General features: G+C 61.8%; 11 protein-coding genes. 4 read left to right on the forward strand and 7 right to left on the reverse strand.

All coding sequences use genetic code 11. The features are described from left to right. The coding region (recQ, locus tag BRA62_RS00465) for a DNA helicase RecQ (protein ID WP_292364073.1) at nucleotides 1-2283 on the forward strand (2283 nt) is incomplete at its 5' end. 255 nt (nucleotides 2284-2538) lie between these two features. On the opposite strand, the gene BRA62_RS00470 is transcribed toward recQ, so the two are convergent. Together BRA62_RS00470 and BRA62_RS00475 are read right to left on the reverse strand one after the other, a co-directional pair. Next, entirely contained in the window at nucleotides 2539-3105 is a 567-nt protein-coding gene (locus BRA62_RS00470; RefSeq protein ID WP_292364074.1) for an RPA family protein, read from the reverse strand. Then, nucleotides 3102-4328 carry a nucleotide-binding protein gene (locus BRA62_RS00475; protein ID WP_292364075.1) on the reverse strand — a complete coding sequence of 409 codons (1227 nt, stop codon included), beginning with the start codon at nucleotides 4326-4328 and terminating at the stop codon, nucleotides 3102-3104. The genes BRA62_RS00470 and BRA62_RS00475 overlap by 4 nt, the downstream gene beginning before the upstream one ends. A 285-nt stretch (nucleotides 4329-4613) precedes the next feature. Between BRA62_RS00475 and BRA62_RS00480 the strand changes: the two genes are divergently transcribed. Next, nucleotides 4614-4808 carry a DUF1858 domain-containing protein gene (locus BRA62_RS00480; RefSeq protein ID WP_214020804.1) on the forward strand — a complete coding sequence of 65 codons (195 nt, stop codon included), beginning with the start codon at nucleotides 4614-4616 and terminating at the stop codon, nucleotides 4806-4808. A gap of 7 nt (nucleotides 4809-4815) precedes the next feature. Here BRA62_RS00480 and BRA62_RS00485 read toward each other — a convergent pair whose 3' ends face one another. The 5 genes from BRA62_RS00485 to BRA62_RS00505 form a co-directional block, all read right to left on the reverse strand. After that, nucleotides 4816-5700, reverse strand: coding sequence for an adenosylcobinamide amidohydrolase (locus tag BRA62_RS00485; protein WP_292364077.1), 885 nt, complete (start codon nucleotides 5698-5700; stop codon nucleotides 4816-4818). Further along, a complete protein-coding gene (gene nrdD, locus BRA62_RS00490; protein ID WP_292364079.1) occupies nucleotides 5697-6059 on the reverse strand; it encodes an anaerobic ribonucleoside-triphosphate reductase in 363 nt (120 codons plus the stop codon). The genes BRA62_RS00485 and nrdD overlap by 4 nt, the downstream gene beginning before the upstream one ends. Nucleotides 6060-6172: 113 nt before the next feature. Beyond that, the gene (gene pyrF / locus BRA62_RS00495) at nucleotides 6173-6808 is read right to left on the reverse strand and encodes an orotidine-5'-phosphate decarboxylase (RefSeq protein ID WP_292364081.1); all 636 of its coding nucleotides are present in this window, start codon (nucleotides 6806-6808) and stop codon (nucleotides 6173-6175) included. After that, nucleotides 6805-7740 carry a deoxyhypusine synthase gene (locus BRA62_RS00500; RefSeq protein ID WP_292364082.1) on the reverse strand — a complete coding sequence of 312 codons (936 nt, stop codon included), beginning with the start codon at nucleotides 7738-7740 and terminating at the stop codon, nucleotides 6805-6807. The genes pyrF and BRA62_RS00500 overlap by 4 nt, the downstream gene beginning before the upstream one ends. Before the next feature lie 481 nt (nucleotides 7741-8221). Further along, nucleotides 8222-9505: a tRNA(Ile)(2)-agmatinylcytidine synthase gene (locus BRA62_RS00505; protein ID WP_292364083.1), complete on the reverse strand. Its 1284-nt coding sequence runs from the start codon at nucleotides 9503-9505 to the stop codon at nucleotides 8222-8224. Nucleotides 9506-9552: 47 nt separating this feature from the next. Here BRA62_RS00505 and BRA62_RS00510 point away from each other — a divergent pair, with 47 nt between their 5' ends. Beyond that, nucleotides 9553-10467: a transcriptional regulator gene (locus BRA62_RS00510; RefSeq protein WP_292364085.1), complete on the forward strand. Its 915-nt coding sequence runs from the start codon at nucleotides 9553-9555 to the stop codon at nucleotides 10465-10467. 57 nt (nucleotides 10468-10524) lie between these two features. Continuing rightward, on the forward strand, nucleotides 10525-12160 hold a 1636-nt coding region (gene thsA / locus BRA62_RS00515), incomplete at its 3' end, for a thermosome subunit alpha (protein ID WP_292364086.1).

Genomic DNA, 12160 nt, shown 5'->3' on the forward strand with positions numbered 1-12160 from the left:
GGGTTTCAACAGAGCCGATATTCTGCTTTTTTACCGTATCAGGAAGAGATCATCAACAATATCCTTGAGAAGAGGGATGTTCTCGCCGTCATTGCAACCGGTGGTGGTAAATCCCTCTGTTACCAGATACCCCCTCTCGTGACCGGAGGGTTGACGGTCGTGATCTCGCCCCTGATCTCTCTTATGAAGGATCAGGTCGACTCGCTGGTGACACAGGGGATCCCTGCGGCTACCCTGAACAGTTCACTCTCTTACGATGCGATGGCCAGAACCCTCGCGGACCTTGAAGCGGGGCGGCTCCGCCTGCTCTACGTGTCGCCTGAGAAGGTGGTGCAGGCACGTTTCCTGGACACCCTGCGCGAGTTGAACGTGACACTCGTTGCCGTCGATGAAGCCCACTGTATCTCTGAGTGGGGCCATGATTTCAGGCCGGAATATCGCCGGTTGCGCATTTTGAAGGAGGTGTTCCCGGAGGTTCCCCTGATCGCCCTGACGGCAACTGCCGTGCCGGAGGTCCAGCGGGACATCCAGAAGCAACTCAACCTCAGTAACCCGGCTGTGTATGTCGGGAGTTTCAACCGGAAGAATCTGCAGTATGTCGTTACCGGCAAAAAGGACGCATATCCTCAACTCCTCGATTACCTGAGGGACAACCCGAACAGGTCGGGGATCATCTACTTCTCAAGCAAGAAGCGCACGGAAGAGGTCGCGCAGAAGTTACAGGAAGATGGTGTCCGTGCTCAGCCCTACCATGCGGATCTCCCGGGAAGTTTCCGCAACCGCGTGCAGGAGGAGTTTATCAGAGACGAGATCGACGTCGTCTGCGCAACCAATGCTTTTGGGATGGGCATCGACAAGCCCGACGTGCGGTTTGTCATCCACTACGATATGCCGAGAAATCTGGAATCGTATGCACAGGAAACCGGACGTGCAGGCCGGGATGGTGAAGAAAGCGATTGTATCTTGTTTTATAGTCCTGGTGATCGACAGAGATGCCTGTATTCCATTGAGCGAGATGGCTTGAACCACCCGGAGCCGGAGTATTACCCGCGGGCCGTGCGGAAACTCAGCGACATGGTTGCGTACTGTGAGACCACCCAATGCCGCAGGCAACACCTGCTCAGGTATTTTGGCGAGACCCTCACCGAGGTGCCGTGCCGGGCCTGTGATGTCTGCATGCTGCCGGATGAGTTCATCGACGGGCGGGAGATTGCCGCGAAGATCATAAACTGCATCTCTCAATTGCCGGGAAGTTTCGGCATAACGCACATTGCAGACGTTCTCACTGGCTCCCGGAGCAGAAACGTACTGGCGAGAGATCATCAGAACCTGTCTGTATACAACTCGGGGAATGGGTATTCAAGCGAGGAATGTCGCTCGTTCATACGTCAGCTCGTAGCGAACGGTTACCTGGATCAGAGTTCCGATCAGTACCCGGTCGTCACCCTGAACGAGCGCAGTCAGGCTATCCTGTCTGGAGATGAGACGGTCCAGCTCAGCAGGCCGAATGGTTCGCAAGTCCGCAACAGAGGGGAGACGGGTCAGAATGAGAGACCCTTTGACGCCTCTCTCTTTGAAGAACTACGAAGCGTTCGGAAGGCACTTGCAGAAGATCTGGATATCCCTCCCTACATGGTGTTCCACGATAGAACCCTGAAGGAGATCGCCCGCCGGTACCCCGGGACTCTTGAGGAGTTTGCGACCATCCCGGGTGTAGGTCATGCAAAACTGCAGAAATTTGGTGATATCATCACCTCTGCAATCCGTGATTACCGGAGCCGGCAGCATCCGGGCGATGAGCGCGGTATGGGCCTGAGCCCCGGCGCCGGAGATGCCACGGCATTGTCCGGCAATGATCATCATGACCTGACGGTGTCAGAAGGAACTCTGTCGCCGACACATACAGGTGTCCCGGATCAGGCTCCTGCTCCACCCGAAGAGATCCCCGATGATGCCCTTCTCGAAGAGGCCTATGCTTTGCAGGGGTATATCCGGGATTTACGTGGAGAACTGCGTCAGGCGGAAAAACTGCACAAGGAGTTGCTCGCAAGAGCACGCGGGTCGGGTATCCAGGAGAATGAGACGTATGCCGTAACAACGCAGGTCAGCAGAAGACGCCGGGTTGTCGCCGAGCGGTTCTACGAGCGGTACCCGGAGGTTTTTGTCAAGATAGCGAAGGTCACCATCAGTGCCGCCGAGGCTGCTGTCGGGGCGGAAGCGCTGGATGAGTGCATCCAATACGATGAGTCGGAGAAGATCAAGGTTATCTGTAAGACAGAATAGGGCTTCAGTAACTCACTCATTTTGATATCTGTTATCGAGCAGCAGCCTCAGTACTTCACAAGTTCTGGTCCGGTAACGATGCAGTCTCGCGCAACACCTGAAGAAAGGTTCGCAGTACCACGGGCACTGGACTCCGTGTCCCTCGTGTGAGTTGACGGTAGAGGCGTAAACAAAGTCTCACGCGAGGAACACGAAGTTCGCTAATCGATGTCGCTATCCCATCAAAAAAAAGAGTTTCGGAGATAGACCGCGGCCCTACAGCTGCACCTGGGTGAGGGCGTCGTAGACGATCTTCCGGTATACGTCGGGCTGCGTCCCGTACTCCTCCTGAGCCTTCCGGGAGTCGTCGGTGGTGCCGAACGCATCCAGCCGGTCCAGGGTTTCGCGGGCGGTATCCAGCACCCAGAGGTCGCGGGTCTCGCGGTCCACGACCGCGATCGACTCCACGCGGACCGAGACCAGGCAGTTCCCGTCCGGGGTCGTGTAGAGGTTCGGTTTGCCGACGACGGCGACGAACGCTGGCGGCTCGATCCGGGCAAGCTGCTGCATCGCCTCGGGCTGGTAGGACCCGGCCATGATGAAGAAGGTGCCCGTCGGGTCGACCACCCTCCCGCGGTAGAAGACGTTCTGGTCGCCCTGCCGCTGCTTCTCGGTGAGGGTCCCGACGATGAAGATCCGGTTGCTCCGGATCCCGGTCGGGAGTATGACGTAGGTCGGGCTCTTCTCGTCGTCGCCGTCCCTGAACTGGTAGCGGGTCTCGCGGAGTTCGGATGCAAATACCCTGCGTGCCGGTTCGCGCTCGAATGCGCTCTGAGGCTTCATGCCGGCTCACCTCCGGCGCGGTTCAGCAGTGCGGCCAGTTCTTCGGGCTCAAACGCGATCGGGGTGCAGGAGTTGACGAGCAGCCTGCCGCCGAACTCGCTCCCGCTGCAGGTGTAGTAGCGCCCGAGCACCGTGTTCCTGATGCGGTAGAAGATCTCGTCCATGCCGAGCGGGTTCGTCTCGGCGATCTGAACTGCCTCATCGAGCGTGATCCCCGTGAGGGCCTCGACGACCTCGCGCTGCATCAGGACGTTTCGGGCGCGGATGCCGTCGTCGAGGACCGCTTTTATGCGGAGGTCGTAGCGGAACTCGGGCTGGATCTCGTGCACCGGACAGTAGTTCTGCCGGGAGAGCGTCCGGTTGCAGCCCTCGACCGGGCAGCGCTTGATCAGGCCTGAGCCGGGAGCGATGTGGACGAGAGCCCCCTGGATCTCGGTCTCGGCCCGCCCGACCTCGATATCGCCCTCGTCGGCGATGTACATCGCGGTGTTCAGGGCAAGGGAGAGCCTGCCATTGTACTCGTCGACGGTGGCGTAGAAGATGTTGTAGACGGTGTCGAGTTCCAGCCGATCTTTCCCTTCCTCCTTCCAGATGACGAACTTGATGGTGCCCGTCTCGTCGCCGAGGAGCCCCGTCTGGAGCATCCGGTCGTGGGTGACGTCCCAGTCCTGGATGACCTTGGCCCGCACGCTCCCGATGCCCGGCTTCAGCTCGGCGATCGGCGTGATCGAGGGGAGGAGCGGTGCATCCCTCTCCATCCGGGAGATGGTGGTGCCCGAGTGGATCTTCAGGTTCGGCGCACCCCTGTACTCGTCGACGACCGCGGATTCGAGCCGGTACCAGTGGCCGTACTCCATCGCTGGAGGGTTCCCCCGGGCCCAGGCGACAAAACGCATGGCGCCGCTCGAGTCGGCGATGATCCCGGTCTGCGCGATCGAGGGTGAGACGGGCGGGGTCAGTGCAACGATCTTCCCCTCGATTGTCACCCATTCGCCGGGGACGATCTCGCTTATCGGGCGGAGCTCGGTGGAGGAGCTCCCGACACCGGTGACGTTGTGCTCGCGGGCGAGATCGGCCGTCACGGTCCGTTCGGCCTCGTCGATGTTGACGCCGAACTCCTCGGCGAGACGGCGGAGGCGTGATTCGATCTTCTGCCGATCGGGCTGTGCGCCTTTTGCTTCAAGTTTCCGGGAGATTCTCTCTGTTACCTCTGATAGGTTCATACTTACATCTCCAGTCTGTACTTCATCTCATCAGGGTATTAAGCCTCGGGCCCGCGGGGTGAAAGTAAGTTTGGAGCCTGCCCTGGAAGCCCCGTGATGCAGCCTTTTTGGGAAGAGGCGCGGGCACGGCAACCATCTCCGTTTCAGGGCGGTTTCCATGCTCCCCGCGGATTGGGATGACGGGATTTACGGGCGCGGCGGGGTTGCCTGCATCTGCGGGTGAATCGCAGAACGCCGCGCCGGATCCTTGAATGTATATATAGAGGCAAAGACAACATCAGCTGCATGGCATTAACTGCGGACAGTACAATCGCGGACCTCCTTCGGGAGAAGCCCGAATCGGCACAGGTACTCTTCCGGTTCGGAATGGGTTGCCTTGGCTGCGCCATCGCAAATAACGAGACAATCCGGGAAGCCGCCCAGGCGCACGGCATCCCTCTCGAAGAGATGCTCTCCGCTCTCGGTGTTGCCGAGGCGTAAAACTCTATTATAACCGGTCCCGGAGGCGCTTGAGTTCGGCGAGAGCGGCCTCCGGATTTCTTTTCATGTAGTCTGCAATCCCCGGGACGTGCAGGAGCGTACAGCCGGCGCATCCCCAGATTTTGCCGCCGTTCGAACTTTCGACCCATTCGCCGAGTTCCTCGTCGGCGCAGGGGTAGCAGGGACAGTAACAGTAGTCGCAGCGCTGTCCCGGGAAGTGGCAGGGGTAGTAGGGGCAGTTCTCCTTCTGCCATTCCACCCAGTGCTCCCCGCCGTAGCGGCTGTAGATGAAGAACGACGGCTCGCTCCGCCGGACCTCGCCCTGCTGCCGTGCGAGAGCCTCCGGGAGGCCGTAGAGGACGGCCGCATGGACCCGTCGGCCGACTTCGGTCAGCGTCCCGGCGTAGGTGTGTAAAATGGCGGCATCGCGCTCGCAGGCGACGGCGACCGCATCCGTGGTGGTCCCGGGGAAGTCGTAGCCGAGGTTGTGGAGCGCCTGGGCCTTCGCCCCCGTCGCGGTGACGATCGTCTCGAGAAGCGCCGCATCACACATCCACTCCCGGCTGTAGACGATGATGTTGATGGTGTGCGGAGCGGTAGGGGGCGCTGTCGGGTTGGTCACCCCGGCGGTGATGAAGACCGTGACGAAGTTGTACTGGAGCACGCAGAGGTGGCGCATATCAACGGCGGTCAGGAGGCCGAAGTAATCTCTGAAAAGGCCGTGCCGGGCGGCGAGAAGTTCGAGATGGCGCACCGGTTCGCCCTCGAAGTCATGGGGCACCGTATGGTTCAAGACCGTCGTTACATCGGCGATACCACCGTTGACGCCGGTGCTCGCCGCCCTGAACCGGCCGCGAAGGAAAAGAGTATCGTCCCTGACAAAATATCTCATACGACGGAGTAGCGGACCCGGTCTTTCAGTTCCTGCTGTTTGCCCGCGTTCCAGCCTGCAACGTCCTGGAGGTACCCGGTGACCCTGCTGATCTGCACGACGTCGTGGCTCCCGCACTCCGGGCAGACGGCGTGGCCGCAGAGCGGGCAGTATTCGATACTCTCGACGATCGAGTGGTGGCAGTCGCAGTGGTCGAGCGGGCACATGACCTCAAGCGACACTTCACCGCAGTGGGGGCAGGGGGTCTCGTCCACGACGAAGTGGCAGGTGTGGCACTTGTACCGCCGCTCGTCTACGGGGATTTCGTCGAGGCTCCGGTATTTTTCCGCCAGTTTCTGCTGTTCGTGGCTCCAGTTCATGATACCAGTATCTGCAAGAGAATATATAACTCTTCAGATGCGGGGTGAGCCGCATCCGCCTCAGACCACTCATAGGGTTCGTCATCTCCCGGGGGATCGGAACGGAGAACTCATCACCGGCGGATGCGGGAGAAGCGTTCGGCTTCGGCCGCCGGGTCCTCTGCCTCGTAGATGCTCCTGCCCACGATGACCCCGTCGACCAGCCGTGCCACCGTATCGAGGTCGCCTCCCTGTGCCCCCACGCCCGGCGAGTAGATCGCCTTGTTGCCGACGATCCCCCGGAGCCGTGCGATCCGTTCCGGGCGGGTGGCCGGAGCGATGATACCGTCGGCCCGGCAGGCGACGGCGAGCGTCGCGAGGTTTTCGGCCACACCACCGTGGAAGAACTCGGTCGCCCCGGGATGGCTCATCTCGGCGACGATGTACGCCGCCCCGCTGTGGTTGTGCGCCACCTCGACGCAGGTTCTGGCGGCATCGGCTCCCACGAACCCATGGGCGATCACGGCGTCGAACCCGGCCGAGAAGACCGCTTCGCAGATGAGGCGGTTGGTGTTGGGGATATCAGCGACCTTGAAGTCGGCGATGAGCGGCAGGGCCAGATCGGCCAGGTCCCCGACGATAGAAAGGCCGGCCGAGAGAACAAGGGGGTAGCCGACCTTGATCGCGTCGATGAAGGGTGCACAGGACTTCGCGATGCTCACCGCCCGTTTCCGGTCGAGCACGTCGAGAGAGAGGATGAGCTCGGTCATTCTTCCAGCCTCTCCAGGGTTGCGGCCACGAGGAGCGGCAGGTTGATGGTCGCGTCGCCGTAGACCGTGGCGGCGGTGGCCTCCCCGGTGAGCTTGCCCCACGAGCGGGCCTCGTCGAGCGTCGCGCCCGAGAGACCGCCGAGGTCCGGCCGGTCGCCGGTGAGCTGCACCGCGTAGTCAAACCCGCTCTCGGTCATCAGTTTGCTCTGCAGGATGTAGTTCTTCGGGACGCCGCCGCCGACGAGGATGGTGCCGGCCCGCTCGGCCTCAAAGCACCGGTCAAGGAGCCCGGGCATGTCGGCAAACGCGCTGACCGTGACCCTGTGTGTCTGGGAGAAGAGCCAGTACTGCAGCCCGATCATCGAGTCCTGGATGGCGGGGCAGTAGACCGGCACCCCGGCCTTTGCCGCCGCGGAAAGGATCCCCGAGTCAAGCCGGCTGCCGATCCGGCCGAGGAGATCGGAGATCGAGACCGTCGATCCTTCAGGGAGGGACGAGTAGACGTCCTGCAGGAACTCCTCGAACCGGATGAAGGCATTGTTCGGGAGGAAGATGTCGTAGATCCGGTTGATCCCCTCCTCGCAGAGTTCGGTATCGGAGACCTCACAGGTTCCGTGGTAGTGGTGACAGCCGATCGCCTCGATGACGTCGTGGGTGAGGTTCGCCCCGGTCGAGACGAGCACGTCGATGTGTCGGCGCCCGATGAGATCGGCGACGATGCCGCCCATGCCGCCGGGTACCATGGCGCCCGAGAGGCCGAAGAACTTCAGCGCTTTCTCGTCGCGGAGCATCCGCTCGTAGATGTTGACCGCCTGCCAGAGGGATCCCCCGTTGTAGGCCCCGGCTTTCCCGAGTTCATCGACGAGTTCGCCGACCGTCATCCCGGGGCGCACCCGTGCCTGTTGTACCGCATCCCCATACTTGAAGGTCATGATACTGTTACACCAGCTTCTGTACGAGAGGTATTGGTATTCATGCACGATAATGGATTGTCTTTTCGCGAGGCCGCCGGGGAGTGCCCGTCGGGTGAAAGGAATGTCCTGCCAAAAATGCCATGATGTTGCGGGAGCCCGGTGGTCGGGCCCCCGCTGCCAGACAGGGGATGACTGGTTATTCGACACGGGATGATCCCACTCGTCCCGCCGTGTCGGGAGTCCGGTATATCCGGACCATCTCTCTAGAGAGCGGACTTTCGGGCCGGAAACGGAAGAGTACCCGGAGGGCTACCTTCGTCTTCGTTCCGTGCATACTCGGCCGCGAACTCGTACAGCCTGCCGCAAAACCCCGTCCGCCATGGTGGCACCGTCGCGGACGGACAGGTCGGGGCATGCATACTTTCGCCGCAGATAGTCGGCACGGGATCACCAGGGGATAAGTTAACACACAAACATTATAAATCTTTTTTTGTAAAGTTCATTTAGTTGACGCAATGGGGGGGGCGTCGCACTCCCGGCCCGACTGGAGCACGATCTCTTCCCACGCCGGGACGCCGCGCACCAGCGGCCGTGCCAGATGCCGGCGGGCGGTGGGGGGGACCTCGTACCACCCGGGCTTGAGGTGCCGCTCGATCAGCTCGACCCGGGGCTCGCGGCTGCGCTCGCCGCAGATCCTGCACTTGTAGCCTTTGCCGGTTCCGGCGCTCGTCATCCGTCTTCCGCAGGCCGGGCAGACCGGCGGGCGGATCCGGACAGCGTCGGCGAGGCGGGCGATCCCGAGTTTCTCGAGGTTCAGGCTCCCTCCCTTGTAACTCCCCGCTACGGTCACCGCGTCGCCGGGGACGAGCTTCCTCACGACGTCCCGGAACCCCTTGGTCGGCTCGTAGGCCATGCAGCGAACCTCAGCGCCGCTGTCCGAAAGAAGGAACGAGACGTGGCCGCCGGCCCCGGTCGTCGGGGACCCCGCGACCGTGCCCCGCACCAGGTACGACCGCCCCTCCCGGAGCGTTTTGATCGTTCCCGGGACGAGGTGGGCATCCGTCCCCTGATTGGTGGTGTAGATCTGTTCGCAGGCCGGCTCCTCGGAGCGGACAGAGGATCGCGCCTCCCGGACCCAGGCGGGGCTCTCCCCCCTGATGCCGAAGAGGACGGGGTCGGGTGTATGGGGCACCCCGACCACCACGCCGTTCTCCCGGTCGACCGTGTCCCAGGTGTGGGGGTAGGTCTTCTCCTCGGCGCGAAAGAGGCTTTCGGCGTCCACCTGCCGGGGAGTCCCCCACGCCGGGCGCTTCCGGTAGGCGAGCAGCTCGCAGGTCCGGTCGGGAAGGTCGCTTGCGATCGCCGCCGTTGCGCCGATGAGGCCGCGCCGGTTCTTGTAGCCCCGATACAGGGCCCCGGCCGCCTCGAGCACCCTGATCGCCTCGTCCACGGTGCAGTAGTCCCGGAGCGCCGCATAATAAAAGTCCGGCGGCGGGCGGGTCTCGGAGACCACCACCCCCGGGTTGGTCTTTTTGTCGCCGAACTCCGCGAGTTCTTCGACGCACGCGGTGGCGAGCGCGAAGGCCGTCTCCGCATCCCCCTCGGCCTCGATAGAGACCGCCGCGTTCCCCCGGGTCTTGTGGATGACGTTCGGGTTCAGCCTGACCAGGCGGGCGTCGATGACACGGACTCCGACATGCGCGAGCCGCCGCACCAGAACCGCCCCGATATAAGTGGTGCACATCCCGCCAGGAGAATCCGTGTCGTCGATCCCGATCCACATACCCTATAGTTTATATTATTCTCCGGCTATATCGATTCTTACGGGTTATGTCGCAGGATCGCCTTCCCCAGATGGTCATCAGCATCATGCTCCTTAGTGACTTCGACGTCTCGGAGCGGTGCAACATCCGTCCGCGAAGTTTCGACCTTATCGCGAAGAAAGGCGACAACCTCGTCATCATCAAAGTCGTCTCTCATATCGACAGCGTGAGCGCCGACATCGCCTGGGATCTCAACCTGATCGCCCGGTACCTGGAAGCAACCCCTCTCATCGTCGGAGAGCGGGCGCGTGATACGGATCTCGAGCGCGGCGTCGTCTACATCCGCTACGGACTCTTTGCCCTCAATCCCGAGACGCTTTACGACTACTTCGTGGAAGGACTCTCGCCGATGGTCTACGCCTCTCCCGGCGGCCTTTACGTGAAGATCAGGGGCGACCTCCTGCGGGAGGTGCGTGAGCGCTCCCGGATGTCGCTCGGGGATCTCGCGTCGCACCTCGGGGTCTCCCGCCGGACCATCAGCAAGTACGAGAGCGGAATGGGCACCACGCTCGACGTCGCCATCAGACTCGAGGAGCTCTTCAACGCCCCGCTCGTCGAGACGATCGAGCTCGTCGGCTACCGCTCCCCGGAGCCCGAGAACCCTCCGGAATCCACGACCGGCGACATCCTCGTCGATCTCGAACGCATGGGGATGGAGATCCACGCCATGCGGCAGGCCCCGTTCCAGGCGCTGGCCCTCTTTGATCGGCATACGATTTTGACGGCATACGGCACCTCCCAGAAGATCGTAAAGCGCGCTTCGCTCATCGGCAACCTCTCCCAGATCACGAAGACGTTTGCGGTTTGCGTCGTCACGGATTACAAAAAGCAGAAAAAAATCGGCAAAACCCTCCTTATCGGCGAAGAGCATCTCCACACCCTCGAAGACGGCTCGGAACTCATAGATATGATAAACGAGTGAATAACTTTATATAGAACTACAAACCTACCTTTCTATCGCTTAACAACGGTGATACCTATGTCAAGTCTTGGAGGACAACCAATCTTTATTCTGAAAGAGGGTAGCCAGCGTACCCGTGGCCGTGACGCACAGTCGGGCAACATCGCTGCCGCAAAGGCCGTCGCAAGCGCTGTAAGGACAACGCTCGGGCCCAAGGGCATGGACAAGATGCTCGTCGACACCATCGGCGACGTCGTCATCACGAACGACGGCGTGACCATCTTGAAGGAGATGGATATCGAGCACCCGGCTGCGAAGATGATGGTCGAGATCGCCAAGACCCAGGACGACGAGGTCGGGGACGGCACCACGACCGCAGTGGTGATCGCAGGCGAACTCCTGAAGCGTGCAGAGGACCTCCTTGACCAGGATGTACACCCCACGGTCATCGCCCACGGCTACCGCATGGCCGCCGACAGGGCGCAGGAGATTCTCGACGAGATCGCCGTCGACGTCAAGCCCGACGACATGGCGATGCTCCGCAAGCTTGCCGACACCGCCATGACCGGCAAGGGCGCCGAGGTCGCAAAGGAGAAACTCACCGAGCTCGTCGTCAAGGCTATCACGATGGTCGCCGACGCCGACGGCAGCGTCGACACCGAGTTCGTGAAGGTCGAGAAGAAAGTCGGCGGGTCCATTGAGGACTCCGAGATCGTCGAAGGCATGATCATCGACAAGGAGCGCGTGCACCCCGCCATGCCCCGTGCGGTCAAGGACGCGAAGATCCTGCTCCTGAACGCCGCCGTCGAGTTCAAGAAGACCGAAGTCGACGCCGAGATCAGCATCACGAGCCCCGACCAGCTCCAGATGTTCCTCGACGAAGAGGAGCGGATGATCAAGGGCATCGTAGACAAGATCGTCGGAAGCGGCGCAAACGTCCTCTTCTGCCAGAAGGGCATCGACGACATCGCCCAGCACTACCTGGCGAAGGCCGGCATCTTTTCCGTGCGGCGCGTCAAGAAGAGCGACATGGAGAAGCTCGCCCGCGCCACCGGTGCGGCAATCGTCAGCTCCATAGATGCCATCGCACCCGAGGAACTCGGAAAGGCGGGCAGTGTCGAGGAGAAGAAGGTCTCCGGTGAGGAGATGATCTTCGTCACCGAGTGCGAGAACCCCAAGGCGGTCTCGATCATCATCCGCGGCGGCACCGAGCACGTCGTCGATGAACTCGACCGCGTCATCGAGGACGCGCTCCGGGTCGTCAGTGTTGCCGTCGAGGACAAGAAGTTCGTCGCCGGCGGCGGTGCGCCCGAGATCGAGCTCTCGCTTCGGCTCCGCGAGCACGCCGCAAGTGTCGGCGGGCGCGCCCAGCTCGCCATCGAGGCGTTTGCAAACGCGCTCGAGATCATCCCGAGAACCCTCGCCGAGAATGCGGGTCTCGACCCGATCGACATGCTCGTCGCCCTCCGTGCCTCTCACGAGAAAGGCGGGGCGAACGCGAAATACATGGGCCTCGACGTCTTCAACGCCGTATCCGGCGATATGCTCAAGGCCGGCGTCGTCGAACCCCTGCGGGTGAAGACCCAGGCAATCGCAAGCGCTGCCGAGGCCGCCATCATGATCCTCCGGATCGACGATGTCATCGCCGCTTCCAAGTCCGCTGCACCTCCGGGTGGCCCGGGTATGGAAGAGATGGGCGGCATGGGCGGCATGG

It is taken from the genome of Methanoculleus sp. UBA208 (assembly GCF_002498065.1).
Classification (GTDB): Archaea; Halobacteriota; Methanomicrobia; order Methanomicrobiales; family Methanoculleaceae; genus Methanoculleus.

What these genes read in the sequence shown, in the direction of transcription:
- nrdD (WP_292364079.1), bottom strand. Translation starts at nt 6,059, where the DNA reads ATGAACTGGAGCCACGAACAGCAGAAACTGGCGGAAAAATACCGGAGC.
- pyrF (WP_292364081.1), bottom strand. Translation starts at nt 6,808, where the DNA reads ATGACCGAGCTCATCCTCTCTCTCGACGTGCTCGACCGGAAACGGGCG.
- BRA62_RS00485 (WP_292364077.1), bottom strand. Translation starts at nt 5,700, where the DNA reads ATGAGATATTTTGTCAGGGACGATACTCTTTTCCTTCGCGGCCGGTTC.
- BRA62_RS00505 (WP_292364083.1), bottom strand. Translation starts at nt 9,505, where the DNA reads ATGTGGATCGGGATCGACGACACGGATTCTCCTGGCGGGATGTGCACC.
- BRA62_RS00475 (WP_292364075.1), bottom strand. Translation starts at nt 4,328, where the DNA reads ATGAACCTATCAGAGGTAACAGAGAGAATCTCCCGGAAACTTGAAGCA.
- BRA62_RS00500 (WP_292364082.1), bottom strand. Translation starts at nt 7,740, where the DNA reads ATGACCTTCAAGTATGGGGATGCGGTACAACAGGCACGGGTGCGCCCC.
- BRA62_RS00510 (WP_292364085.1), top strand. Translation starts at nt 9,553, where the DNA reads ATGTCGCAGGATCGCCTTCCCCAGATGGTCATCAGCATCATGCTCCTT.
- BRA62_RS00480 (WP_214020804.1), top strand. Translation starts at nt 4,614, where the DNA reads ATGGCATTAACTGCGGACAGTACAATCGCGGACCTCCTTCGGGAGAAG.
- BRA62_RS00470 (WP_292364074.1), bottom strand. Translation starts at nt 3,105, where the DNA reads ATGAAGCCTCAGAGCGCATTCGAGCGCGAACCGGCACGCAGGGTATTT.